This window comes from Rhodothermales bacterium, assembly GCA_041391505.1.
GTDB lineage: Bacteria > Bacteroidota > Rhodothermia > Rhodothermales > JAHQVL01 > JAWKNW01.
On record JAWKNW010000001.1, the window covers coordinates 495,076 to 520,241 of the forward strand.

Genomic DNA, 25,166 nt, shown 5'->3' on the forward strand with positions numbered 1-25,166 from the left:
CGTTCACGAAAGATCGACCTCCCGGTACGCCTTGATCAGCGCCATCTCGCCTTCTTTCCCTTCGCCGAAGACGCCGTGTTCCATCCCGAGGATGCCGGTGTAGCCCTTATCGTGGATGTGCTGGAAGATGTTTTTGTAGTTCATCTCCCCGGTCGTGGGCTCCTTGCGGCCCGGCACGTCGCCGATCTGGATGTAGGCGATCTCCGACCAGCCGAGGTCCATGTTGGCGATAAGGTTGCCGATGGAGACCTGCTGGTGGTAGAGGTCGTCCAGCAGCTTGACGGCGGGGCTTCCGACCGCTTTGCAGATGTTGTAGCCGTGCGGCACGCTGCGGACGAAATGATTGGGGTGGTTGAAGTGGTTGAGCGGCTCGAGCACCATCACGAGGTTATGCGGTTCGAACACCTCCGCGCCCCGCTTCAGGGCCTCGATGATGTTCGCGGTCTGAAACTCCGGATCGAGCCGGTGCTCGGTGTGGCCCGGGACGAGCGTCATCCAGGTGGCGTTGACGCGTTTGGCGACCTCGACGGACTCCTCGAGTTGCTTCACCAGATCCTCCACGAATTCGGGTTTTCCCGTCGTGAGCGAGGCTTCGCGCGCGTTGTAGCACACGAAGACGCCCATCTCCATGTTCAGCCGGGCCAGTTCGCGCCCGATGGCTTCCTGTTCCTCGGGGGTCCGCCGCTTCAGGTTGTTGTCTTCGATGGCGGTGAATCCCTGGTCGGCCATGAACTTGATCTGATCGATCAGATCCTCGCCGGCATGATTCGTAAACATCCCGAAATGCGGGGCAAACTTCATGCGGAAGGGAGCGGCGGCCGGCGTGGCTGACGGGGCCTGGGCGGTGAGCACACGGGGTGCGGCAACGAGCGCGGAGGCCGCGGCCCCGCTGCGTAGAAAATCGCGACGGTCCATGAGGGCGAAGGGTTGGATGGGGAGGGAGGGCGCACGCATCCATCGGAATGCCTGCGTGTGCATGTAGAATAGCGTTTCATCATGGAAAAAAACAAAAAAAAGCCCGGCCATAATGACCGGGCTTTCGTTTTTCCCGAAACGATGCGGTGACGCCCTACTCGTTGTCGTCCGGCCCGAGTTTCGTCGTGATCAGCACCACGCCGTTCGCGCCCCGCGCGCCGTAGAGCGCCGTGGAGCCGACGTCCTTGATGATCTCGATGCGCTTCACGTCGCGGATGTTCAGCCAGCTGAGACCGTTCCCGTCGTGATGCAGCACGGGCATGCCGTCGACGACATACAGGGGTTCGGTTCCACCGAGGAAGGAGCTGGCGTTGCGGATCCGGACTTTGAAGCCGCCACCGGGCAGTTCATCCACCTCCACGCCGGCGACCTGACCGTGCAGCAATTGCTCGGTGAAGGCGTGCTGCCGGTTGTTCTCCTCGTCCTCGACGACCGAGGCCCAGCCGACATGCTGGCCGGCGGCGGCCGCGATGCCGCGCGAGCGTACGTCCGCGACGTACGGATCCACTTCCTCTTCAGGCTCCTCGGAGGCCATGTCACGGCTCGAGGCGCATGCGCCCAGTACGAGAGGAGCGCCGAGGCAAAAACAGGCAATCAGCAGGCGTGAACCAGGCATAGGCGTAGGCGGATAACCGCTGGAATGGGTGCACGATGTTGAATGGCGCGTCGGACGCGACGGTTCCTGTCGCCCCAAAAGCCGCGCCCCCTGCATCCAGGGATACAGGGGGCGCGGCGCGGTACGGTGTCTGTCTGAACGCGTTCGGGTTGTCCCGAAGCATTCAAGTCGCTTCTAAAACCGAGCTGAATCCAGAATCAAGCTCAGGATACGACGCCGTCTGAAGATTATTCAGACAGTGCCTCAGCAGGTCCTGAACATGCTGTTCAACATGCCTTCAGCGCACTGTCTCAGGGCATCAGGCGTGTAGAACCTGAAACGAGTTGAGGATACGGCGCGGTCTGAAGATGTCAGACTGCGCCTAGTTCCAGCCTGGATTCTGCGTCAATTCGCCGAGCAGGATTTCGCGGGGCGGGACCATATACAGGAAGCGGTCCGGCCGGATGTTGTACACATCCAGCGTCTTCGAGTCGCGCGCGCGGAAGGCCTGACCGTGCGCGACCATCACGCGTTCCGCGACGTCGGAGCCGAAGCGCATGAGGTCGAGCCAGTAGTGGCCTTCGCCCAGCAGTTCGATCATCCGCTCGTGCAGGATGGCATCGCCCATCGGGCTGCCGGTCGTGGCGCCCGAGAAATCACCCAGGTTGACCGGCGGCAGGCCGGCACGGTCGCGCACCCGGTTCAGGTACGTCATCGCCTGCCCATCGTTGCTCGAGCGCCAGTACGCTTCCGCCGCCGAGAGGAGCGCGTCGGCGAACCGGAACGAGATCCAGTTGACGTTCATCTGGCCCTGGCCGTTGATGGCCGCCGGCCAGTAGAACTTGTTGAGGTACGGGATCGAGTCGTTGAAGGCGATTTCCGGGTAGGCGCTATTGCCCGCGGCTTCCCACCAGCCGATCGCGTCGGCGTACCGCAGGTCGCCCGGCTCGTACGCGTTGATCACGTCCGGCGTCGGCATGTACCGGCCGAGGGGTACGACGGTCGGGATGGCGAAGACGCCGCCGGCCGTGTACGGCAGGATGTCCACGAGGAGCGCGTCGATCTGCGGCTGCCCGGCGATGTTCGGGTTGAACTGCAGTTCGAAGATCGATTCCGCGTTGTTCTTGTTCGCGGGATCGAAGACCGACAGGTAGGTCGGCATCATCGAGTAGCTGTAGGGGCCCGCGTCGAGTGCCGTGAATTCGGTGGCGGCGCCGGTGAAGTTGCCGGTGAGCAGGTAGGTCTTGCCCAGCAGGAAGCGCGCGGCACCCTGCGTGGCACGACCCACGTTGGCCCCGCTGTAGCTGACGGGCAGCTTCGCGATGGCATCCTGAAGGTCGGTCACGATCTGGGTGTAGACCTCCGACGCGGGGCGACGCCCGCCTTCGGGCACGGCCTGCGACGGGGACGTGATTTCTTCGAGCGAAAGCGGGATATCGCCCCAGAACTGCACGCCATTCCAGTAGCACAGCGCCCGGATGAACTTCGCCTCACCGATGATGCGGTCCTTCTGGGCGGCGTCGGGAAACTCGACAGCGTCGATGCGGCCGATGACGACGTTGGCCTCCTTGATGGTCTGGTACATCCGCTGCCAGTTGCGCTCCACGACGCCGTTGGCGACGTCCATCGTGAACTCATCCAGCTGCGGGATGCCGGCGACCGTATGCGGCAGGTTGACGTCGAAATGGCGCGTCAGCGTGGGCCCGCGGAGGTCGGTCATGTAGCGATAATCTTCATCGCCCATGAAGCCCCGAAGGCGCGCATACACGCCATTGACCGCCTGCTCCATTTGCGTAGGCGTCTCGTAGAAGTTGGCCGTCGTCGAGAACGAGGCCGGGTCGGGTTCGAGGAACGAATCGCAGCCCGTCCACAGCACAACCATGCAGAGCACGGGCAGGATGCGTTTGATCATATTCGAATGTCTCATTGTGTTCTCAGTATTAAGCTTGGATTCGACAGAGAGCGGAAAAACGGCCGTGGGCGCGTTCGTCCGTTAGCGGCTGAACCGGTGGGCATCACAGGTTCAGCTCGATGCCGAAGGTGAAGCTCCTGGGAATCGGGTAGTTGCCAAAGTCGAGACCCGGCGCGACGTTGGCGCGCTCGCGGTCGGTGACGTCGGGGTTGCCCGGATACGGCGAGAGGATCATCAGGTTGTCGCCCGAGAGGTACACGCTCGAACCGGCCAGCGCACCCTTGTCGAAGTTGTAGCGCACCATGAGGTTGCGCAGCCAGATGTAGCTGGCGTCCGACAGGATGAGCGAGTGGTTGTTGTCGCGGTACTGCTGCCGGCCGAAGGCGCCACCGTTCATCGTCGGGGTGATGCCGTCGCCCGGCTGATCCGGGGAGAGCCACATGTTCTGGACGTAATCCGAGTCCACAATGAACAGACCGTCGATGTTACGCGACGTACGGAAGAACTCCGAGCGCAGGTTGTCGCCGCCGAACGAGCCCGTGAAGAGCGCGCGGACGTCGATATTCCCGAAGCTCAGGGTCTGCGTCATGCCGAAGATGAAGTCCGGGTAGTTGTCACCCAGCACGGCGAAGTCGCCGCCGGCTTCCACCATGACCCGTTCCGTGATGGAGCCGTCGCCGTTCAGGTCGCGGATGATGAAGCTGCCCGGCACGGCGCCGGCGTAGGACGTCAGGCTCGCGATCTGGGCAGTGCTTTCGTACAGGCCGTCGATGATGTAGCCGACGTAGGTGGCCATCGGAAGGCCGACACGGTGGATGAAGGCCGTCGGGCCGGCATCACGATAGAAGATGTCGTTGCCGTCCGGCAGCTTGGTCACTTGGTTGCGGTTGAAGGCCACGTTGAAGTCGGTCGTCCACGAGAACTTGTCGCGGCTGACGTTCACGGTGCTCAGGCTCAGTTCCAGACCGCGGTTGCGGATTTCGCCGAGGTTCTGCGTCACGTTCGTGAAGCCCGTCAGGTACGGCAGATCGCGCTGGAGCAGCAGGCTGTTCGTGTTGCGCTGGTAGAGCTCCATCGAGAGCCGCACCTGGTAGTTGTGCAGCGCGGCGTCCAGACCGAAGTTGACTTCTTCCGTCTTTTCCCAGGCGAGGTCGGCGTTGCCCAGCGTGTTGAGCAGGCGGCCGGCGGCCTCGTTGTTGCCGAGCACGTAGTTGCCCGTCACGACGGTACCCAGCTGCGAGTAGTTGCCGATCTGGTTGTTACCCGTCTCGCCGTAGCTGATGCGGGCGCGCAGTTCGGGAACGTCGGTGCGGAGCCCCGCCATGAACTTCTCGTTGTGCAGGTTCCACGCGAAGGCGCCCGAGGGGAACGTACCCCAGCGTTTGTTCTCGCCGAAGCGGGAGGAGCCGTCCGTACGGATGGTGCCGGTAAAGACGTATTTGTCCTTGATGTTGTAGTTCAAACGCGCCAGGCCGGACAGCAGCGACCAGCTCTGTTCGTTCGTATTGCCCGTCAGGTTGAAAGCCACGTTGAGCGTGCGGATGTCGTCGCTCGGGAAGAGGCCGTTGAAGGCGCTCGTGATCGTGTTTTCGCGCTGGGCCGTGACACCCGCGAGGGCGTCGAGCCGGCCGGGGCCGATGTTCTTCGTCAGGTTCAGCGTCGTTTCCGAGAGCCAGTTCAGGTAGGAGCTGGTGCCAAACGAACCGGAAGGAACGGTCGGCGGGGAGACGCGGATCTGACCGATCGTCGACGGGCGGAACTGCTCGCGGTCGGAGCTCGAGTAGTCGACGTTGAAGCTCTGGCGCAGCTCGAGGCCATCGACGATTTCGTAGTTCACGAACGCGCTGCTGATGGCCCGGAGGCCCGTCTGCTTGTCCACGTCCTCGTTGAGCCAGAGGACCGGGTTCGGCTGCGACCAAACGCCCGTACACCCGACTTCGTCCGACGTGTCGCCGATTTGCGGGTTCAGGCTGCCGTCGGCCAGGCGGACCGGCGAGAGCGGGCACATCATCCAGGCGCCGCCGCCCGGATCGTTGTTGCCGCCGCGGCCCGTGCCACCCTCGAAACCGAGGTTGCGGATGGAGAACACCGGCGCGACGCGGAGGCCGGCCGTGACCTTGTCGGAGAGGTTGGCTTCCAGGTTGGCGCGGAGGGAAACGCGGTTGAAGTCCGTATTAAGCACCTGGCCTTCCTGGCGGGTATAACCGGCAGAGAAGTAGGACCGAACCTGGTTGCTGCCGCCGCTCGCCGAAACCTGGATATTGTACTGGTTCGACACGCGGTTGATCTGATCCCACCAGTTGGTGCCCTGCCCCCGGTACTGCTCGGGGTTCTGGTATTCCACCGGAATCGCCGTGGCGGTCCCGGCGTCGATACGGCCCTGCCAGAGTCGATTCTGGAAGAGCGCGAACTCGTAGCCGTTGGCGGCGTCGATCGTCATGCGGTCGATCGGGTGGTTCTGACCCGAATACGCCGAGATGCTCAGCTGGCGCGGGCCGGCGGAGCCGCTCTTCGTCGTCACGATGACGACGCCGTTCGAGGCGCGCGAGCCGTAGATGGCGGTCGCCGAGGCGTCCTTGAGCAGCGTGATCGAGGCGATGTCCTCGGCCGGGATGTCCGCCAGCGGGTTGCGGACGTTGGTCGTCGTCTGATCGGCCTGCGGCAGCGCAAACCCGTCGACGACGTACAGCGGCTGGCCGCCGGCGCCCACGTTGCCGATGCCGCGGACCTGGATGTTCGGACCGCCGCCCGGGACGCCTGTCGCCGTCTGCACCTGCACGCCGGCGATCTGGCCCTGGATGACCTGGTCGACGGACGTACGCGGCATGCCGGAGATGTTTTCCGCGTTGATGACGCCCACCGAGCCGGTGACGTCCTCACTGCGCACGGTACCGTAGCCGACGACCGTCACTTCGCCGAGGTCGATCGCCGACTCGGTCATGCCGAAGTCGACATTCGTCGTGCCGCCGGCCGTGACGACGACGTCGGTGCGTTCGATGGGCACGAACCCGACGAAGCGGGCGCGCGCGATGTAGGTGCCGGGCGCCACGTTGGTGATCGTGTAGCGTCCGTTCAGGTCGCTCGTGGCGCCTTTCGAGGTGCCGACCAGCGAGACGGTGGCGCCGGGAAGCGGATCACCGGTCTTCACGTCGGTGATGACACCGGACACCGTCCCCTGGGCGAGCGCCTGCTGCGGCGAAAAGGTGAAGGCCGAACAGACAGCGAGTACAAGCATCAGCACCGCGGATAGTCCATGGCGCCGCATGCGTGTCGCGTGTCGTTGCGATGCGTGCGTTGCGTTCATAGCTGAATCTTTCATGGTAGACTTCTACAAAGAGGACTCGTTAGAAAAAGCGCTGCGTCCACGCTCGGCGTGCCGGCCGGACGCGTACGCATCAATAGGACGGCAGCGAGATCCCGAGACGAAGCACGAGGTTGCTGATGCGCTGCTGATCCGAGGAAAAGGCGATGGTGCGGACGATGTAGTCCTCATCCATGAATCCGGAGAGCGCGAGTCCGTAGCGGATCTCGGGGAAGAACACGAGGCCCCAGCCTTCGGGCTGGAATTCGAGGCCGGCGCCGATGTTGAAGCTGGCGAACGACGTCGATCCCTTCGGATTGTCCAGCGTCTGCCGCAGATCGGGTTGATCCGTGTGCAGGAAGTTGAACGAGGGACCCAGCACGACATAGGGGCTGAGCGTTTCCATCCGGAAATGGATCAGGAAATCGAGCGGGAATTCGGCGACGCGAATGCTCGACTTCAGCGGATTCAGTGCAGCGCTCAACCCCTCGATCTCCCAGTCGAAGTCGGCCTGACGAACGAACGCGCCGGGACGGAACGTGACTTTCCCAAAACGGAAATCGTAGAACATGCCCAGATTAAAACCGCCCGAGGGTTCGAACGAATTGGAGGCCGAACTCGTGAAACTGGGCGAGTTGGCCATGTTCAGCGCATATCCGCCGGCAAAGCCGATCTGCGCTTTCGCCGGCAACGTCAGCAACACGAGCAGAGATGCGAGTAATAATCCCTTGCTTGGCGATGCGGTCATAATACATCCTCCATCGTGACAGTTAAACAAATGACGATGGCGACAACCCGGCACATGCTCGCGCGCGTGGGATGCCCTCGGGTCGGTGTCCGGGGGCAACGTGCCTTCCAGGGCGGGGGCGGTGGATCGCTCGCACTGGGAATTCACGTCCATTTACGGGGAGGATGCACCGCGTGCGCTCATCGGGCGCAGGAAGCGCTATGTATCTCTCAACGGAAGCAGACCAAGGGGGGACGCTCCCGCTGTCGGGATTTCGGTGGTGCGTGGCGAACGCCGCCGAGGTGGTGGTAGCGGGATTCGCCTCTATAAATTAACCGGTCGCTGACCGGGGAGGGCGGCGGTTGTACGCCGTGAACCGTACGTAGAAACCAGGAAAACCGCTTTCGCGCGGGACGATCTGGCACGACACCGGCAGAATATCTAATGCCCGAGTAAAAAACAAGCCCGGAAGCGATCCCGGCGTCATGAGAACCCCGACGCCGGCGCCGGCGCGCCGCCCGGCACGTGGGCCTGCTTCCAGGCATAATAAATCCAGGGATTTTCAACCGATCGTCGACAAAATTGAGGCGCGCACCGGCTCAGGGTAGTTAGAAATGCCCTACCCTCCTCACGGCGGAGCCTGAAACGCGCACAATCCGTCCAGATAACCGCGCGCTGTCGGGTGGTCGGGCTGCTGCCGCAACACGCCATTCCAGGCCTCGCGGGCGTTGCTGCAGTCGCCCGTCACGGCATAGGCCAGGCCCAGCGCCAGCCGGTCGTCGATCCGGCGCGGATCCGCCTTCAGGATGGACGAAAACCGCTGGATCGCCTCGTTCGTACGGCCGTTCGCCATCGCAATCCGCGCCAGACCGCTACGGGCATCCAGGTTGTCGGGCGCCAGGGCCTCGGCGCGCGCAAACGCCTCCTCGGCGCGGTCCATCACGCCGGCCCGGTGGTACAGCCGCCCGAGATGCACCCAGATCGCCGGCGCATCGGGGTCGCGGGCGACCGCCTCTTCCGTCGCGGTGATGTCGGCCATCAGCACGCGGGCCGTGTCGGCTCTGGCCAGATAGACCCGCGCCTCGTCTTCCCTCCCGAGCCGCAACAGCACCTGGCCGAGGTTGTACTGGGCGGGGTAATGCAGCGGAAGGGCGTCGGCCGCCTGCTGGAGGTACCGCCGTGCCTCCTCGAGCCGGCCGGTGCGGTAGAGTTGCGCGCCGACGGCAAAGCGGTAATTCGCATGGTCCGGCCGCAACGCCAGCGCCGCCCGGGAGTGGACGAGCGCCTCCTCGTACGCGCCCAGCTTCTCCAGAAACTGGCCGTAGAGGAGCTGCGCGTCGGCGTTCGTGCTGTCCAGTTCGAGCGCCCGGTCGTAGGCCCACCGCGCGCTGTCCGGCACGCCGGCTTCGGCATAGACCACGCCGAGCTTTTCATACACCTCCGACCGCGGCGCCAACGCCGCCTCTTTCCGGTAATACCGCACGGCCTCCGCCGGCTGGCCGAGCTCGCCGGCGATGTCGCCCAGCCGCTGCCAGGCGCCGGGGAAATACGGATCCAGGGCCAGCACCCGCTCGAAGGCGGCCCGCGCATCCGCGTACCGATTGAGGCGCATCCACACGTTGCCCTGGAAAAACGGCACATCGGCGAGTTCGGGAGCCTGCCGCCCCACGCTGTCGGCCAGCGCCAGGGCGACCGCGTAGCGCCCCTGCTGAAACGCCTCATCCCCCTCCAGCAGCAAGGCGCGCAGACGCGGATCCAGCGCGGCGCGCAGTGCGTCCGTCCGCGAGACGGGTCTCGCCGGCTCGTCGGCGGCGCACCCGGCCAGCACGACGCCGGCGACCAGCACGATCAGCCATCCCCTCATGGCGCGCTCCCGGACGACGCCGCGTCCGCCACGATGCCCGTTCCCTGCTCGATCAGCACCTCGCGACCGCCGGCCACCCGCTGGAATGTCTCAGTCTGCCCGTCGGGCCACGTCACGTCCAGGCGATCCACGTCCGTCGCCCCGCCCAGGCCGAAGGTGGCCACCAGCTCGGATTGCGCCTGGAAACTGCCGCCGGTGCGGATCCGGCGCTCCATGGTCAGCCCCTTCACCGTCGCGCGGATCCGCGCGCCGATGGCGCCGCGGTTGCCCGTCTCGCTCCGGAGCCGAACGCGCAGGTAGCTACCGCCGGCGGTGTCGTTGCGCCAGAGGTGCGCCGGCCCGTCGTTTTCGGTCAGCAGCACGTCGAGGTCGCCGTCGCCGTCGTGGTCCGCGGTCGCCAGCGCGCGGCCGAGCAGCGGCGCGGCGAAGGGGCCGGCTTCCGCGGCGGCCTCGGTGAAATACCCGGCGCCGTCGTTCAGAAAAAGCTGCGGCGGCTGGCGAAACGAAACGCCGAGTTGCTTGTCGGCGATGTACTGCATGACGTGCCCGTTCGCGGCCAACAGGTCGAGGTCGGTGTCCAGGTCGGCATCGAACAGGACGAGCCCGAACGTGAGCGTCTTCAGCGTCGGGAAGCCGAGCCGCGACGCGGCGGCGCGGTCCTCGAACAGTTCGCCGCGCTCGCGCCGCCAGACGCCGACCATCTCCTGCGAAAAATTTCCGACGAACAGGCTCAGCGCCCCGGTGCTGTCGACCACGCCGGCCGCCACGCCCATGCCGGCGCGCGGCGTACCATTCTGATCCACCGCCACCCCGCTCGTCAGCGCCACCTCCGTGAAGCCGCCCGCGCCGTCGTTTCGAAAGAGAAAATTCGGCTCCCCGTCGTTGGCCACGTAGAGATCGGACCAGCCGTCGTCGTTCATATCCAGCTCGATCACCCCCAGCCCCTTTCCGCGCCGCGGCGCGCCGGCCGGGCTGATGCCCGAGGGCGCGGTGCGGTTCTCGAACGTCCCGTCGCCCCGGTTTCGGTAAAAGGTGTCCTCCATCCCGCGATAGGTCTTCGGATTGCAGTAGTCGCGCTGCCCGTTTTCGATGCAGACCTTGTCGGTCTCGGCGGACCAGTCCAGGTAGTTGGCGATGTAGAGATCCAGCCAGCCGTCGCGGTCGGCGTCGAAAAAGACGGCGGAGGTGCTCCAGGCCTCCACGTCGGCAAGGCCGGCCGCGTCGCTCACGTCCCTGAAGAGGCCGGCGTCGTTGCGGTAAAGGCGATTTCGCCCGATGGCCGTGAGCAGGATGTCGGTGTCGCCGTCGTTGTCGTAGTCGGCCGCCGCGATGCCCTGCCCGTAGGCGCGCTCGCCGGCCAGCCCGAGCGCTGCGGTCGCGTCGGAAAAGGACCCGCCGTCGTTGCGGTAGACGACGAGCGCCGGCCCTGCCGCGTCCGTGCGTCCAGGGAGGCTCCCTCCGCCGACGAGCACGACGTCCGGATCGCCATCGTCGTCGACATCGACGAACCCGCCGCCCCCGCTCATGATTTCCGGCATCCAGTACGCGCCGAAACCGCCGTTGCGGTGCCGGAACGCCCCGAGGCCGGCCTCGGCGGTGATGTCGGTAAACCGGACGGACGCCTCCGACGCGGCCGGGCGCTCCGCCGCCGGGCCGCCGCAGGCGCATACCGTCAGCAGCGCGCAAAAGATGACGCCTTGGAGCAATGCAACGCGCACAGAATCCGGATGGAAATCGGGGTTTGGAAGGAGCGGGGTTGGAATGTACGAGCCTGCGCGCTTATATACATGACCCCGCTCGTTTCGCGGTTTCTCCCCCTGGCTGTTGCCGTGGCGTCCTGCACGCCCCGGATCGACGCCGGCATGCAAGAGGCGGGATTTCGCCCGAAATTCCGTTTTTTTGACCGATCATCCGGCCTCCCTGCGTCCCGGCATCGCACGGTCGGAGCGCCATCGCGTCCGGTCAACAGCATAACGTTTGCAGATTTGACATGCGCCCTGGCCTGTTTCTGGCGGCCTGTTTCCTGCTCTGCGCCCTCCCCGTCCGCGCGCAGACCCTCCTCGTCGGTGAAAAAGACGGCGGCCGGCTGGCGTTTGTCGATCCCGCGACCCTGGCGATCCTTGCGCGTGTTCCGGCCAACAGCCATCCGCACGAGGTGGCGACGGACGGACGGTACGCGTATGTGTCCAACAGCGGCGCCAATGCCATAACGGTCATCGATATCGCGGCGCGCGCCCAGGCGCCCGGCATCGCGCTCGGCGGCCTCGGGGCATGCCACGGCCTCTGGATGGCCGGCGGCAAACTCTATTTCGCGAGCGAAAACGCCCGCACGATCGGCCGGTACGACCCCGCCACGCGGGAAATCGACTGGGTGCTCGGGACGGGCCTCCCCCGCTCGCACATGCTCGTCCTCTCGGCCGACGCATCCACCCTGTTCACCGCCAACATGCGCCCCGGCTCCGCCGGCATCATCGAACGCCCGCTCGGGGCGGACGGAAAGCCGGGCGACTGGACGATCACGGAAATCCCGACCGGCCGGCGCGCCGAAGGCATCGACCTCTCCCCCGACGGCCGCACGCTCTGGGTCGCCAACGTCGACGAACGGACCATCTCGGTGATCGATGTCGCCTCGAAATCGGTCGTCCGCACCCTCCAGCCGCCCACGACGTTTTCCAACCGGTTGAAGTTCACCCGCGACGGACGCCGGGTGCTGGTAGCCGACCTCCAGGGCGACCATGTCGTGCTGTACGATGCCGCGACATACGACATCGTCCGGCGGATCGATGTCGGCGGTGGATCGGAGGGGTTGCTGATGACGCCCGACGGCCGGCGGGCCTTCGTGGCCGTGAGCCCCGAAGACAAGGTCGTGGCCATCGACCTGGAGACACTGGACATCGTCGGCGTCATCACCGGTCTGGAGAATCCGGACGGAATGGCGTGGGTAGAGTCATTGGAAATCGCAAAATGAAAATCGCAACATGAACTGTTTTTCTCGCACGGCGATGTCATTCCTGGCCCTGGCTGTGATGCTGCTGGCTGGCTCGTGCGCCCCGCCGGCGCCTAAGCCTCCACCGAACATCGTGTTGCTGATCAGCGACGATCATGGGTGGTCGGACTACGGGTTCATGGGCCATCCCGACATCCAGACCCCCAACCTCGACGCGCTCGCGGCGGAGAGCAGGGTGTATACCCGCGGGTACGTGCCGACATCCGTCTGCCGGCCGAGCCTGGCGACCATGATCACCGGGCTCTTCCCGCACGAGCACGGCATCACCGGCAACGATCCCCCCGGAGGCGCGGAGACCATGCGCGACCCGGTGGCGCGGGCGATGATGGTCGAGATCTTCAAACACAACCCGACCGTCAGCCAGGCGCTGGCGGACCGGGGCTACGTGAGCCACCAATCGGGCAAATGGTGGGAAGGCAACCCGCGCGAGGCCGGCTTCACGGCCGCGATGACGCACGGCGACGTGTCGCGCGGCGGCCGGCATGGCGACGACGGGCTCGCCATCGGGCGGGAAGGCCTCCAGCCGATCTCCGACTTTCTCGACACCACCGGCGACCGGCCGTTTTTCCTCTGGTACGCGCCGTTCCTGCCCCACACGCCGCACACCCCGCCCGAGCGGTTGCTCGAAAAGTATCTCACGCCGGGTCGCCCGGTGGAAGTCGCGCGGTACGACGCGATGGTGGCGTGGTTCGATGAAACCATCGGCGAACTCATGCGCCAGCTCGACACGCGCGGGCTCGCGGAAAACACCCTCGTCCTCTATGTGAGCGACAACGGATGGGTGCAGGAAGGCGCGGGCCGCTCGATGGCCGACAGCCGCGCCAAGATGTCGCCCTACGACGCCGGCATGCGCACGCCGATCCTCATCCGCTGGCCCGGCGTCGTCGCGTCCGGCCGGGACGAGACGACGCTGGCGGGCAGCATCGACCTCGCGCCGACCATGCTCGAGGCCGCCGGCATCGAGCCGCCCGCGAACCTGCCAGGCATCAGCCTCCTCCATCCGGAGCGGCTACGCGAACGCAAGGCGCTCTACGGCGCCCTTTTCGCCCATACGGCCGTCGACCTGAACGACCCGATCGCCAACCTCAAGTACCGCTACACGGTCCGCGAAGACGGGTGGAAGCTCGTCCTCCCCTACACCCCGAACCGCGACGTGACGCTGATGATCAACGGCCAACAGGCCGACTGGATGCGGTTCGAACCGGAGCTGTATAACGTGATCGACGATCCGTACGAAAAAAACGACCAGGCCGGCGCAAGGCCGGACCTGGTCGAAGCGTTGACGGATACGCTGGAGGGTTGGTGGAGGGTCTATCGGTGATTCAATGGTCATCGGTTCCGAAAGAGGTCACTGGTCACTGGTCATCGGTCATTGGCTATGGTAGGCATGCTGGCGATCAGGACACTGATTCCAGTGACCCAGTGACCAATGTCCAGTGACCAATGTCCAGTGACCAATGTCCAGTGACCCTTACCCCCCTACTTCACCACCACCAGCTCACGCCGCAGCGTCCGGTCGGCGCCCTTGAGGCGGTAGACGTAGACGCCGCTTGGGAGATGGCGCGCGTCGAAAACGGCCTGGTACTCGCCGGCCGGCTTGACTTCATCGACGAGGAGCGCCACGCGGCGGCCCAGAGCGTCGAACACGGCGAGTTCGATCCGCTGCGCGTCGGAGACGACATAGGGGATCGTGGTCGACGGGTTGAACGGGTTCGGATAGTTCTGCCGTAGCGCGATGGACGCCGGCAGCTCCGGTGTTCCTTCGACCGCCACGCCGGTTACTTCCGCGGCCAGCGCGTAGTAGCTCGCGAGGTCTGTCGTTTCGAACACGACCGTATTCTCCGTCGGGTCGATCGTTGCATCCGTCATCACCACCCAGTCCTCGGTCGTGGCGTCCCATGCCCACAGTTCGATCGTGGATTCCATCAGATCGTTGGCGGCGAGGTCTTCATCGAAGTAGCTGATGCGGACCTGATGCTGCTTCTCGAACCGCATCATCCCGTTTTCACCGCCAAAACGCCCATCCATCAACCGGATACGGTCGCGGTCGTGCACCTGGATGTGCAGGCCGGCGAAGATCCGGTCGCGGATGGGGCCGGGCAGGCTGTCCGGGTGGATTTCCCAGAACTGGACAAACAGCGAGTCGGGCCAGTTCGGGCCGCCCATGCCCTGGCCGAAGTTTCCCGGCGGGAAATCGATCCAGCTCTGGCGGTTGTTCATGCAGTACGCGCGGGCCGTGTCGCCGCGGGTGGCCCGCATCCAGCCGCCGGCCCACGCGGCCGGCTCGCCGAGCACGCGCCAGACCAGCCCGTCGAGTTCGTACACCGCGATCAGGTCGAACGCATCGCCTTCATGCAGGATGCCAAATACCGTGACCTCGTCCCCCTCCGCCGGCCGCACCGCGCCGGATGCCGGCTCGAAAAACGGCGGCCCGAAACCCAGCCGGTACTCCGGCAGCGTATCGCCGTCCGTGTCCAGATAGTAGTGCGTGTAGAAGTACGTGGTATCGATAAACACCGTGCCGGTGACCGTCAGGGTATCGTTGGTCGGGGCCGGCCAGAATGGCTCGGCATTCCACCCGAGAAGCCCGTATTCGATCGGCACGCGCCAGGTGACGCCGTCGAGATCGAACACGATGATCGTCGTCAGCATCCCGGGATCGACCAGCGTCTGCAGCGCGCCGGTAAGGGTGACCGTGGCGCCGGCTTCGGGCCGTTCGACACCGTCGGGGTCGTACCACCAGGGTCCGAACGACAGGTGGTAATCGGCCGTCGCATCGCTGTTTTCATCCAGGTAATAGAGCGGATGCGCAAAGGTATTGTCGATGATGACGACGCCGGTGACGGTCACCATTTCGAGCGAATCAGGCCAGGTATGGAGGCCCGTGCCCTGCCCGCCTCCCTGGGCCTGAACGCGGGTGGCGGCGGGGCCGGCGAGCAGCAGCGCCAGCAGCGCCACGCCCGCCCATCTATAGTGCAGGTTCGTTTTCATGATCTTCCTCCTCTCGTGATGGGTATCGTACCGGGCTGTTTCAGCCGTTCAGGCGCTGGCCGCGACGCCATCCGCGCCATACGGGAAATCCCGCGTCGTCGCGCAGTTTGAGCTCTTGATCGCCTCGTTTGACGGTCGCGGCGATCACCGCCGGCATCCCGTCCTTGACGATGCGCGCGCCGACGATCACGATGTCATCCCCCACGGCGAACGTCTGGTCCTGGTTGTCGATAAACCACGACGGGCCGAGATGCACGGCCAACCGCTCGCCGTTCACGTCGACGGCGAGGTGCACACCGACGCACGGCCCCGATTCCGAGGCGACATGCTCGACCGCCCGCACGACGCCGGTCAGCGTTTCGACGGTCGACGGGTCGTAGGGTTGATTGAACGCGCTGTTGCGACAGGCGCCGTTGCCCGGACCGGCCTGCGCCAGGGTGAGGCCGGCCGGCAAAAACAGTGCAGCCAGCATGATGCCGGCCAGAAAATGCCTGGTTTTCATGGCGATATCCTCTATGTCTTCACCGCCCCCTGCCTCAGCGTCGTATGGAACGGGCTGCCTTCGCCGGGGCGGATCGTTGCAAAAACCTCCTACATCATTCACGCGGAAATCAGCCGGCGGGCCGAAGCCCGCCGCGCCGTCCAGCCGTTCCGGAGGCGTTCGTGGACAGGATACGGCCCGCCGCATCCGGGGATGGACCGTCGATCCGCGTGTCGACCTGCCGGCGATCTCCGCTCCTCCGTAAGGGCCTAACACTACATGTCCACAACAAGACGTGTTATGACATGTCTGCCAACTGATTTTCGTCCCCCTGCACACAGCCCCATCGACGCCCTGCTTCCTTATTTACAACGTGTCTGGATTCTGGCGGGGCGAAGGCGTATTTTTAAGCCATTCCGCAATCATCTAGCTCTTCTCGCCATGGCTACCTACACGCTCAACGTAAACGGAAAGCGGCATCAAGTAGATGTCGAATCGGACACGCCGCTGCTCTGGGTGCTGCGCGACCATCTGGATCTCACCGGCACCAAATTCGGCTGCGGCATCGCGCAGTGCGGGGCATGCACGGTGCATCTGGACGGTGTCGCCGTCCGTTCCTGCACGCTGCCCGTTTCCGCTGTCAGCGACGCGGCGGTGACCACGATCGAGGGCCTCTCCGAGGAGGGCGACCATCCGGTTCAGCAAGCCTGGAAGGAACACGACGTGCCGCAATGCGGCTACTGCCAGGCCGGCCAGATCATGACGGCCGTGGCGTTCCTGAAGACGAACCCTGCCCCGAGCGACGAAGAGATCGAAGCTGCGATGAACGGGAATATCTGCCGCTGCGGCACCTATCTCCGCATCCGGGCCGCCGTGAAGACGGCCGCCTCGAACCGCTGATCCCGCTCATCCGCTCACCTTACGCAACCCGGCTGCTATGAACACGACGCTCAACCGCCGCTCCTTCCTGAAAGCCTCCGCCATGACGGGAGGCGGCCTGATGATTGGCTTCAACTGGTTCGCCGGCTGTCAGCCCGCAGCGAACCCGCTCGCGCCGGCCGGCGCGATCACGGACCTCAACGCCTACCTCAAGATTGCGGAGAACGGGATCGTCACCATCATGTCTCCCATGCCTGAAATCGGGCAGAACGTCAAGACCTCCATGCCGATGATCGTGGCGGAGGAGCTGGACGTGGACTGGAAGCACGTGCTGGTCGAACAGGCGGGCCTCGACACCGCGAAATACATCCGGCAAACGGCCGGCGGCAGCCAGTCGATCCGCCAGACGTGGTCCGCCCTCCGTCAGGCCGGCGCCACGGCGCGCCGCATGCTGATGGAAGCCGCCGCGCAGGAGTGGCAGGTGCCGGTAGCCGAACTGACGACGAAAAACGGGGTCATCACGCACGCCGGCTCGAAGAAGTCGATGGGCTACGGCGAGGTCGCCAGCGCGGCGGCCCTCCTCCCGGTGCCGGAAGACGTCGCGCTCAAGGACCCGAAGACGTTTTCGATCGTCGGCCATAGCAAGAAGAACGTCGACGCGCCGAAGATCGTCCGCGGTGAGAAGCTGTATGGGCTGGACTTCAAGCGCGACGGGATGCTGATCGCCATGATCGAGCACCCGCCGGCGTTCGGCATGACCGTCAAATCCGTCGACGCCGCGGCCGCCAAGGCGATGCCTGGCATCGTCGATGTCATCACGATCAACACCCGTCCCGAGGGCTTCCAGCCGCAATGGTCGGACACGACGGCCTTCCCCGAACTCGTGGTGGTGCTGGGCCGGTCGACCTGGGAGGTGATGAAGGCGAAGAAGGCGCTGTCGGTTCAGTGGGAGGCCACGTCGAAGATGGAAAGCAGCGACGAGCAGTCGGCCGCGCTCGCTTCCCTGCTCACGGCCCGCAAGGCGGACGTGGCCCGGCGCGACGGCAACCCCGAGGCGGCGTTCCGGAATGCCGCCAAGGTGATCGATCGGACGTACACGGCGCCGTTCCTCGCGCACAACACGATGGAGCCGATGAACTTCTTCGCGAACGTCCAGGGCGACCGCGCGGAGCTGATCGGCCCGATCCAGACGCCCGAGCCACTGAGCCGCTCCGTGGCGGCGCTGCTCGGTATCCCGATCGAAAACGTCTCGATCCAGCTCACCCGCATGGGCGGCGGCTTCGGCCGGCGGCTGTACGGCAACTTCGGCGCCGAGGCCGCGCTGATCTCGAAAGCGACCGGCACGCCGATCAAGTTGATCTACACCCGCGAGGACGACATGACGCAGGGCACCTATCGCCCCGCGTACCAGGTCCGCTACCGCGCCGCGCTCGACGCCGACAACAACCTGATCGCGTTCCACATTCGGGGCGCCGGGATCAACGAGAGCCCGGTCTTCGCCAACCGCTTCCCCGCCGGCGCGGTGGATAACTACCTCGCCGAAACGGCCTCGCTGAACTCCAACGTATCGACCGGCGCCTGGCGCGCGCCCCGGTCCAATTTCATCGCCGGCGTGGAAAACGCCTTCCTCGACGAGGTGGCCGAAGCCGCCGGCAAGGACCCGATCGCCTTCCGGCTCGCGTTGTTCGACCGCGCCATCAACAACCCGGTCGGCGATAACAACGACTACGACGCCGCGCGGTACGCCGGCGTGCTCAGGCTCGTCCGCGAGAAAGCCGGCTGGGACAACGCGTCCGGCATGGCCCGCGGCGTCTCGGCCTATTTCTGCCACAACTCGTACGTCGCCCAGGTGCTCGACCTGACGATGGACGGAAACCGCCCCGTCGTCGAGAAAGTCTGGTGCGCGGTCGATTGCGGCATCGTCGTCAACCCCGACGCCGCCCTCAACCAGATCGAAGGCGGCATCGTGGACGGCATCGGCCACGCCATGTACGGCGCGATCACCATCGCCGACGGCCGGCCCGAGCAGCGCAACTTCGACGGCTACAGCCTCATCCGCAACAGCCAGGCCCCGAAAGCCGTCGAGGCGTTTTTCGTCGACAACGGGATCGACCCGACAGGCCTCGGCGAACCCTCGCTCCCGCCCGTTTCGGGCGCGCTGGCCAACGCCCTCGCGAAGGCGACCGGAAAACGGCTCTACAGCCAGCCGTTCGCGCCGGCGCTGGAGGGCCTCGAACTGCCGAGTTCGGTCGGCTGACGCGACCGGGACCGGGTAGTCGCCGGCGCGCGGTAAACAGTCAAACGGGTAGCGGGATGTCGTGCATCCTGCTACCCGTTTTTTCTTTCCTAGCCCGTCGAGTGTGTTATCGCCCCGCCACCGCCAGCCGCTCCAGCGCCTGGGAAATGTCGGCGGAAGTCAGCTCGCGGCGGATCGGCTCGAAACGCCGGCCGTACCGATCAGCCTCCGGCAGCTGCGCCACGCCCTGGTCGTCGATCGGAACGACCAGGCTGCTCAGGTGCTCGTGGTAGGTCGCCGTAAACGTCAAGACCCATTCGCCCTCGGCGGGCCGTTCCCACACTACGTCGTACACGCCGGCCGATCGCGCCTGCAGCGTCAGCGGCCTGGACTGGCGGACGCCGTCGACCTGCCCTTCGGCCATCCCGACGACCGTCGCCCGTTGCGGCTCGTCGCATCCGAACATGTATACCATCAGTACGGCCCCGTCGACGGCAGGACGCTCGGCGCGGACCTCGAAGCCGCCCTGCGGTGCGGCGGCGGTCCCGACGAAGAGCAGCAACAGCGCGACGGGCAGCAGAAATCGTTGAATCGTGGGTTTCATGGTTGTTTTCCGGTCTGGTTCGTGCAATCGATTCTGCGGCGACGCTCGCGGAGAACCGTTCAGGGATAGGATGCCCTGCCACGTTCCAGCGTTTAGTTGACCCGCCTTTTTTATTTTTGCAGCCGTCCATGCAGCGTCAAAAAAAGGCATTCGGAGTGTCCCTTCGCATCCGAAAACCCCAAAAACAGCGATGGCCCCAGCATCGCGCCCGGGTAGCCCGCGCGGTCTGAACGATTTTTTCCGACAGGCGCTAAACCTTTGATCGGCGCCGCGCATCCTACCTTCGACTCCGGACCAGACCGACCGCCGAACCTGTGGAGATTCATTTGGCTGAACGCCCGCACGCCCCGCCCGATGCCGTACCGGACGATCTCGTGGATCGGGCCCAGGCCGGCGATGCGAATGCGTTTGAACAGCTCTATCGCATGCACGTCGGCCGGGTCTACGCGATATGCATCCGCATGGTAGCCGACCCGGTCCGCGCCGGCATCCTGACCCAGGACGCCTTCGTCCACGCCTGGCGCCAGCTCGCGACCTTCCACGGAACGGCCGCTTTTAGCTCGTGGCTCCACCGGCTGACCGTCAATGTCGTCCTCGGCGAGCTCAGGACGCAGCAGCGCCGCGCCGGCCGGGTCGACAGCCTCGACGATCTGGCCGACAGCGATCCCCCCTCCCGGGATCGGCAGACGGATGCAAAGATGGACCTGGAGCAAGGCATCGCCACGCTCCCCCCGCAAGCGCGGGCCGTGCTGGTCCTGCACGACATCGAAGGCTACCGGCATGAGGAAATCGGCGAGATGATGGGCATCGCGACCGGCACCTCGAAGGCGCACCTGCACCGGGCGCGGCAGCTGCTTCGGGCGATGTTGGATTCAACGAGATGACAAGATGACCACCTCCCAGCATATCACCGGGCTCCTGAGCGCCTATCTCGACGGCGAATTGCCGGCCGAGGAGCGTGCGCGCGTGGATCAGCACCTGGCGTCGTGCGAAGCCTGCAAGGCCGCGTTCGACGGGCTGAAGGATACCGTCGATCGGTTGCACCGGCTCCCGCCGGCGCTCACCCCTCCCGAGGACCTCTGGGCCGGCATTTCGGCCCGGCTGCAGCCGGTCGCGGCACCCGGCCCGGCGGACGCCCGGCCGCCGAGGCGCGCCCCTGCCGGCCGGGGCCGGAGCGGGCGGCGCTGGCCCTATGCGCTGGCCGGCGTGCTGGTGCTAGGGGCGACGATCTGGGCTGCGATCTGGGCATTGCGCGACACCGCGGCGCCGGCCTGGGAGGTCGTTTCCGTCGAAGGCAGCCCGGCCATCGCCGCGCAACGGCTGGTCGACACCGGCCGGCTTCGCGTCGGCGACTGGCTCGAAACGGACGCCTCATCGCGCGCCCGCGTCGAGGTCGGCGCGATCGGCCAGGTGGACGTGGCGCCGGGCACCCGCCTCCAGCTTCGCGGGGCCGGCGACACCGATCACCGCCTCGCGCTGGAACAGGGCCGCATCGAGGCGTTCATCTGGGCGCCGCCGCGGCTGTTTTTTGTCGAGACGCCCTCCGCGCTGGCGACAGACCTCGGCTGCATCTATACCCTGAGCGTCGACAGCACCGGGGCGAGCCTGCTGCATGTGACCTCCGGGTATGTCGAGCTGGAGCGGGACGGACGCGCCGTTCTGGTGCCGGCCGGCGCCATGTGCCTGGCGCACCGCGAGAAAGGCCCGGGAACGCCGTTCGACGAGCAGGCGTCCCCTGCGCTGCGCGAGGCGCTGCGGCAGTACGACTTCGAGGACGGCGGCTTGGCCGCGCTCGAACGCGTCCTCGCCGAAGCGACATCTACCGACGTCATCACGCTCTGGCAACTGCTCCTGCAGGTCGAGGCCGCCGAACGAGCCGCTGTTTTCGAACGGCTGACCGTCTACGAGGCGCCACCCGAGGGGGTGACCCGCGACGGCATCTTGCGTCTGGATCCGGAGATGGTGGAGCGCTGGGCGCGCCGGCTGGGGCACCACGTCGACGAGCCGGCGAGCTAGAAACGGGCGTTCCTTTTGCCCTGCGGCGAGCGAACCTCTTGCGGCACGGGGCACGTAGGCGTGGTTTCACACACCACCTCACGCAGTCCCTGCATTCATTATGCTCCGGTCAACCTCCCCCACCACCCGCCGTACGTTCTGGCCATGGCTCCTCGCCGCCGCGATGATGCCGCTCCTCGCCGGCTGCGGCGGCGACGCCGGCCCTGAACCTGCTCAGGCCAGAACGAACCTCCGCCTGTCCGAACCCCCACGCGCTACACCGACCCTCTTCGGCGAGGGCGTCGTGTCGACGGACCTGAACGAGCGCGACATCGCCCTCTCGCCCGACGGCCGGACGATCTTTTTTACGATCATGAACGGCAACACCGGCACGATCGTAGAGGTCGCCGCCGAAGGGTCGGGCGCTCCGGAAATCGCCGCCTTCTCGGGGAAATACAGCGATCTAGAACCGTTTTTTGCGCCCGACGGGCAGCGCCTGTATTTCGTCTCCAACCGCCCTCCCGCCGGCGACAGCACGTCGGTGGATTATGACATCTGGTATCTCGATCGAACAGCCGACGGCTGGAGCGAGCCCGTCAACCTCGGCGCGCCGGTCAACACCGAGGGCAACGAGTTCTACCCCAGCGTCTCTTCCCGCGGCGCCCTCGTATTCACCGCCCGAAAAGCGGATTCGGCCGGCGGAGAAGACCTCTACATCGCGCAACCGGACGGCGCCGGCGGCTTTCTCGAACCTCAAAACCTGGGTGACGCCGTCAATACGGCGTTCGACGAATTCAACGCGCTGCTGAGTCCGGACGAGCAAGCCCTGATCTTTTCGTCCTACGGCCGGCCCGACGATCTCGGGGGCGGCGACCTGTACATCAGCCGCAAAAACGACGCCGGCGACTGGCTGCCCGCCGTCAACCTCGGCGCCCCGATCAATTCGGAGGCCCTCGACTTCTGCCCGGCCCTCTCGCCCGACGGCCACGCCTTCTTTTTCACGAGCCGGCGTGGCATCGGCGATCCGCAGCCGGCGTCCTACGAGACCATGGCGCGCCGGCTCCGGGGGCCGGGGAACGGACAGGGGGATGTGTACCGCGTCGCCGTCGCAGCCCTGGACGCTGCGGGAAACTAGGCGGTGGGCGATGCGGGATGCAGTATGCGGGATGCGGCATTTCCGAGACGGGATGTTCCGGAGAGATCCGGCCGCCCCTTCACGCTTTTGCCGACGTGCGCGGCGTCACGTCTGCAGAAAGGGGATGGTTTTTGGGTTCGCCTGTGATCGGGAAAGCGACTATCTTCCCGCGAACCATGCCTCACCGCTTTATGAAGACGCTCACCGCCCCCTCGATCGCCCTGTTCGCGCTCGTGATGCTCCTGATCGGTTTCGCGGCGCACCGCCCGGCGGCCGCCCAGACAACGCATACGGTCACCTCGCTGGACGATGCCGGAGCCGGCACGCTGCGCGACGCGCTCGCCGCCGCGAATGCCGGCGACGAAATCCGGTTTGACGACGCGCTGGCCGGGCAGACGCTGACGCTCACCAGCGGAGCCCTCTCCATCGAGCGCGACGTGATCCTCGCCGGCCCGGGGATGGACGCGTTATCCATCAGCGGCAACGGCGCCTCCCGCGTGATCGCTGTCCAGGCCGGCGTCAAGGCGACGCTATCGGACCTGACGCTCCGGGACGGCTACGCGACCGACATCGGCGGGTGCATATGGGTCGGGCAAGGGGCCGATCTGACCCTGAATCGGACACGCATCACCGGAAACCGGGCGCTGGACAACGGCGGCGGCGTGTACATCCACAGCGCCGCCACCCTGCTGATCGCCGACAGCGAGATCCTGGACAACGAAGCCGGCGGGGATTTCTCCCCGAACGGCGGCGGCATTTACAACGCGGCCGGCACGGTACGGATCGAGCGCTCCACCGTCTCCGGCAACCGCTCGACTCGCGGCGGCGGCATATGGAACGCCAGCGCCGGCACGATGACCATCCACGCATCGACGATCTCCGGGAATACCGCCGACAACGAAGGCGGCGGCATCTACAACAACAAACGGCTCACGATCACCAGTTCCACCGTCTCGGGCAACACCGCGGCGCAGGACGCCGGCGGAATCCGCAACCGGGGCGGCGATACGCTTGCCGTCGTGAACAGCACGATCTCGGGCAACGCGTCCGGCCGCACGGGCGGACTGATGAATGCGGATTTCGGGACGACCGTCCTCCGGAATTCCACCGTGGTCGACAACCGTTCCGGCTTCCCTGGAGCCGGCATCTGGAACGGCGAGGACGCGAAGACTTTCCTCTACAGCACCATCGTCGCCTCGAACCTGGCCGAGGGCGACGTCCTTTCCGACCTCATCGACCAGCGCCTGACGGGCATCGGTATCGTCTCGCAGGGCTTCAACTTCATCAGCAACAGCGACCCGGACGCCCGGGTAAACGCCCGGAACGTGTTTATCCCGCTCGCAAGCGACCTGGTGGGCAGCGCATTTTTCCCCAGAAACCCGTTCCTGCATCCGCTGGCGGACAACGGCGGCCCCACGCTGACGCACCGCCCGCAGGCGGCCAGCATCCTCATCGACAACGGCGATTGCCAGCGGACGGGCTTCGACGTCGACCAGATCGGTGGCCCCCGCCTGGTCGACATCCCGGGAGATGTCTTTTCAAACGCGAGCGACGGGTGCGACATCGGCGCGGTGGAGGCCTCGCTCAGCGTCGCCCTGCCGGTCGAAGATCAGGACCGTCCCATCCCCATGGAGGCCCTGCTCACGCCGGCCTATCCCAACCCCTTCGCCCACGCCACCCGGCTCAAGCTGACGCTGACCTTCGAGCAGGATGTGACGATTGCACTGCACGATGCCCTCGGGCGCCAGGTGCGCAGCCTCCACGCCGGCCGGCTGCAGGCCCACATCCCGTACGTGTTCGACATCGAAGTCGGCGATCTAGCCGGCGGAGTGTATGTCGTAACGGCCGCCGGCGAGGCCTTCCGCGTGAGCCGGCCGGTGATCCTGCTGAAATAGGCGGCCCGCGTTTTTCAGACGTGCTTGTACAGCAGCGTCTGGCTCTCCCGGTCCAGCCCGTCGATGTCGCGGATGTCGTAGCGGTTGCCGTCGATGTCCGAGAGGATCAGCCGGCCCGGCGCCGGGCGCGTGCTGTTCTCGCGCAGGTTCTGCGTCGTGAACCGGCGCTCGCCGCGGTTGGTCTGGACCGTCCAGTCGACCGTGCCGAAGCGCTCTTTCGCCGCGAGGATCCGCGTCACTTCCGGCACGAAATACCGTCTTTCCAGGGCGTCCTCGACGATAAGGCGATCCGCCTCGCCGAGCGCCGCCGGCTCGGCGAGGACGCCGATCTCCTTGCCCTCACCGTCCCGCAGGCTCAGAAACCGGGCCGGCTCCGACAGCGGGAACGCGCGCAGCACGGCGACGCTGAGGTACGACCGGTCGCCGGCGACGGTCAACCGGAGCGCCGCGCCGTGGCGGAAAAACGTCAGCCGCGCCGGATCCAGCATCTCCAGGCGGGAGGCCTCGACGAGGGTGAGCGGGGTTGCAGTGGATAGGGTTGCGGTGGACGGGGTTGCGGTTTCACGCAT

Annotated in this window: 19 protein-coding genes; 8 read left to right on the forward strand and 11 right to left on the reverse strand. The window is 65.8% G+C overall.

What is annotated here, in order from left to right; genetic code table 11:
- Positions 1-3: 3 nt before the first annotated feature.
- From R2834_01945 to R2834_01975, 7 genes are all read right to left on the reverse strand, one after another.
- Positions 4-915, reverse strand: a complete 912-nt coding sequence (locus tag R2834_01945; protein ID MEZ4699065.1) for a TIM barrel protein — start codon at positions 913-915, stop codon at positions 4-6.
- Between the two features lie 154 nt (positions 916-1,069).
- Entirely contained in the window at positions 1,070-1,591 is a 522-nt protein-coding gene (locus tag R2834_01950; protein MEZ4699066.1) for a TonB-dependent receptor plug domain-containing protein, read from the reverse strand.
- 361 nt (positions 1,592-1,952) lie between these two features.
- Positions 1,953-3,497, reverse strand: coding sequence for a RagB/SusD family nutrient uptake outer membrane protein (locus R2834_01955; GenBank protein ID MEZ4699067.1), 1,545 nt, complete (start codon positions 3,495-3,497; stop codon positions 1,953-1,955).
- Between the two features lie 88 nt (positions 3,498-3,585).
- Positions 3,586-6,717 carry a SusC/RagA family TonB-linked outer membrane protein gene (locus tag R2834_01960; GenBank protein ID MEZ4699068.1) on the reverse strand — a complete coding sequence of 1,044 codons (3,132 nt, stop codon included), beginning with the start codon at positions 6,715-6,717 and terminating at the stop codon, positions 3,586-3,588.
- Positions 6,718-6,877: 160 nt separating this feature from the next.
- Positions 6,878-7,531 carry an outer membrane beta-barrel protein gene (locus R2834_01965; protein MEZ4699069.1) on the reverse strand — a complete coding sequence of 218 codons (654 nt, stop codon included), beginning with the start codon at positions 7,529-7,531 and terminating at the stop codon, positions 6,878-6,880.
- Between the two features lie 607 nt (positions 7,532-8,138).
- A complete protein-coding gene (locus R2834_01970) occupies positions 8,139-9,374 on the reverse strand; it encodes a tetratricopeptide repeat protein (protein ID MEZ4699070.1) in 1,236 nt (411 codons plus the stop codon).
- Positions 9,371-11,092 carry a CRTAC1 family protein gene (locus R2834_01975; GenBank protein MEZ4699071.1) on the reverse strand — a complete coding sequence of 574 codons (1,722 nt, stop codon included), beginning with the start codon at positions 11,090-11,092 and terminating at the stop codon, positions 9,371-9,373. Before R2834_01975 ends, R2834_01970 begins: the two co-directional genes overlap by 4 nt.
- A gap of 272 nt (positions 11,093-11,364) precedes the next feature.
- On the opposite strand from R2834_01975, the gene R2834_01980 reads away from it, so the two are divergent.
- Positions 11,365-12,342 carry a hypothetical protein gene (locus R2834_01980; GenBank protein MEZ4699072.1) on the forward strand — a complete coding sequence of 326 codons (978 nt, stop codon included), beginning with the start codon at positions 11,365-11,367 and terminating at the stop codon, positions 12,340-12,342.
- A gap of 34 nt (positions 12,343-12,376) precedes the next feature.
- The gene (locus R2834_01985) at positions 12,377-13,702 is read left to right on the forward strand and encodes a sulfatase (protein MEZ4699073.1); all 1,326 of its coding nucleotides are present in this window, start codon (positions 12,377-12,379) and stop codon (positions 13,700-13,702) included.
- 158 nt (positions 13,703-13,860) lie between these two features.
- Here R2834_01985 and R2834_01990 read toward each other — a convergent pair whose 3' ends face one another.
- Positions 13,861-15,372 carry a T9SS type A sorting domain-containing protein gene (locus tag R2834_01990; protein MEZ4699074.1) on the reverse strand — a complete coding sequence of 504 codons (1,512 nt, stop codon included), beginning with the start codon at positions 15,370-15,372 and terminating at the stop codon, positions 13,861-13,863.
- Between the two features lie 40 nt (positions 15,373-15,412).
- Positions 15,413-15,874: a hypothetical protein gene (locus R2834_01995; GenBank protein MEZ4699075.1), complete on the reverse strand. Its 462-nt coding sequence runs from the start codon at positions 15,872-15,874 to the stop codon at positions 15,413-15,415.
- A 420-nt stretch (positions 15,875-16,294) separates the two neighbouring features.
- On the opposite strand from R2834_01995, the gene R2834_02000 reads away from it, so the two are divergent.
- Positions 16,295-16,753, forward strand: coding sequence for a (2Fe-2S)-binding protein (locus tag R2834_02000; protein ID MEZ4699076.1), 459 nt, complete (start codon positions 16,295-16,297; stop codon positions 16,751-16,753).
- 37 nt (positions 16,754-16,790) lie between these two features.
- Positions 16,791-18,989, forward strand: coding sequence for a molybdopterin cofactor-binding domain-containing protein (locus R2834_02005; GenBank protein ID MEZ4699077.1), 2,199 nt, complete (start codon positions 16,791-16,793; stop codon positions 18,987-18,989).
- Positions 18,990-19,095: 106 nt separating this feature from the next.
- On the opposite strand, the gene R2834_02010 is transcribed toward R2834_02005, so the two are convergent.
- Positions 19,096-19,572: a hypothetical protein gene (locus R2834_02010; GenBank protein MEZ4699078.1), complete on the reverse strand. Its 477-nt coding sequence runs from the start codon at positions 19,570-19,572 to the stop codon at positions 19,096-19,098.
- A gap of 326 nt (positions 19,573-19,898) precedes the next feature.
- Here R2834_02010 and R2834_02015 point away from each other — a divergent pair, with 326 nt between their 5' ends.
- From R2834_02015 to R2834_02030, 4 genes are all read left to right on the forward strand, one after another.
- Positions 19,899-20,456, forward strand: coding sequence for a sigma-70 family RNA polymerase sigma factor (locus R2834_02015; GenBank protein MEZ4699079.1), 558 nt, complete (start codon positions 19,899-19,901; stop codon positions 20,454-20,456).
- Between the two features lie 4 nt (positions 20,457-20,460).
- Entirely contained in the window at positions 20,461-21,588 is a 1,128-nt protein-coding gene (locus R2834_02020) for a zf-HC2 domain-containing protein (GenBank protein ID MEZ4699080.1), read from the forward strand.
- Positions 21,589-21,688: 100 nt separating this feature from the next.
- Entirely contained in the window at positions 21,689-22,702 is a 1,014-nt protein-coding gene (locus R2834_02025) for a hypothetical protein (protein MEZ4699081.1), read from the forward strand.
- Positions 22,703-22,878: 176 nt separating this feature from the next.
- Positions 22,879-24,597 (forward strand): right-handed parallel beta-helix repeat-containing protein, encoded by a 1,719-nt coding sequence (locus tag R2834_02030; GenBank protein MEZ4699082.1) that lies wholly within the window; start codon positions 22,879-22,881, stop codon positions 24,595-24,597.
- Positions 24,598-24,611: 14 nt separating this feature from the next.
- Here the strand turns inward: R2834_02030 and R2834_02035 are convergent, their stop codons facing one another.
- Entirely contained in the window at positions 24,612-25,166 is a 555-nt protein-coding gene (locus R2834_02035) for a DUF1854 domain-containing protein (protein ID MEZ4699083.1), read from the reverse strand.

What these genes read in the sequence shown, in the direction of transcription:
- R2834_01945 (MEZ4699065.1), bottom strand. Translation starts at nt 915, where the DNA reads ATGGACCGTCGCGATTTTCTACGCAGCGGGGCCGCGGCCTCCGCGCTC.
- R2834_01950 (MEZ4699066.1), bottom strand. Translation starts at nt 1,591, where the DNA reads ATGCCTGGTTCACGCCTGCTGATTGCCTGTTTTTGCCTCGGCGCTCCT.
- R2834_01955 (MEZ4699067.1), bottom strand. Translation starts at nt 3,497, where the DNA reads ATGAGACATTCGAATATGATCAAACGCATCCTGCCCGTGCTCTGCATG.
- R2834_01960 (MEZ4699068.1), bottom strand. Translation starts at nt 6,717, where the DNA reads ATGCTTGTACTCGCTGTCTGTTCGGCCTTCACCTTTTCGCCGCAGCAG.
- R2834_01965 (MEZ4699069.1), bottom strand. Translation starts at nt 7,531, where the DNA reads ATGACCGCATCGCCAAGCAAGGGATTATTACTCGCATCTCTGCTCGTG.
- R2834_01970 (MEZ4699070.1), bottom strand. Translation starts at nt 9,374, where the DNA reads ATGAGGGGATGGCTGATCGTGCTGGTCGCCGGCGTCGTGCTGGCCGGG.
- R2834_01980 (MEZ4699072.1), top strand. Translation starts at nt 11,365, where the DNA reads ATGCGCCCTGGCCTGTTTCTGGCGGCCTGTTTCCTGCTCTGCGCCCTC.
- R2834_01985 (MEZ4699073.1), top strand. Translation starts at nt 12,377, where the DNA reads ATGTCATTCCTGGCCCTGGCTGTGATGCTGCTGGCTGGCTCGTGCGCC.
- R2834_01990 (MEZ4699074.1), bottom strand. Translation starts at nt 15,372, where the DNA reads ATGAAAACGAACCTGCACTATAGATGGGCGGGCGTGGCGCTGCTGGCG.
- R2834_01995 (MEZ4699075.1), bottom strand. Translation starts at nt 15,874, where the DNA reads ATGAAAACCAGGCATTTTCTGGCCGGCATCATGCTGGCTGCACTGTTT.
- R2834_02000 (MEZ4699076.1), top strand. Translation starts at nt 16,295, where the DNA reads ATGGCTACCTACACGCTCAACGTAAACGGAAAGCGGCATCAAGTAGAT.
- R2834_02005 (MEZ4699077.1), top strand. Translation starts at nt 16,791, where the DNA reads ATGAACACGACGCTCAACCGCCGCTCCTTCCTGAAAGCCTCCGCCATG.
- R2834_02010 (MEZ4699078.1), bottom strand. Translation starts at nt 19,572, where the DNA reads ATGAAACCCACGATTCAACGATTTCTGCTGCCCGTCGCGCTGTTGCTG.
- R2834_02020 (MEZ4699080.1), top strand. Translation starts at nt 20,461, where the DNA reads ATGACCACCTCCCAGCATATCACCGGGCTCCTGAGCGCCTATCTCGAC.
- R2834_02025 (MEZ4699081.1), top strand. Translation starts at nt 21,689, where the DNA reads ATGCTCCGGTCAACCTCCCCCACCACCCGCCGTACGTTCTGGCCATGG.
- R2834_02030 (MEZ4699082.1), top strand. Translation starts at nt 22,879, where the DNA reads ATGCCTCACCGCTTTATGAAGACGCTCACCGCCCCCTCGATCGCCCTG.
- R2834_02035 (MEZ4699083.1), bottom strand. Translation starts at nt 25,166, where the DNA reads ATGCGTGAAACCGCAACCCCGTCCACCGCAACCCTATCCACTGCAACC.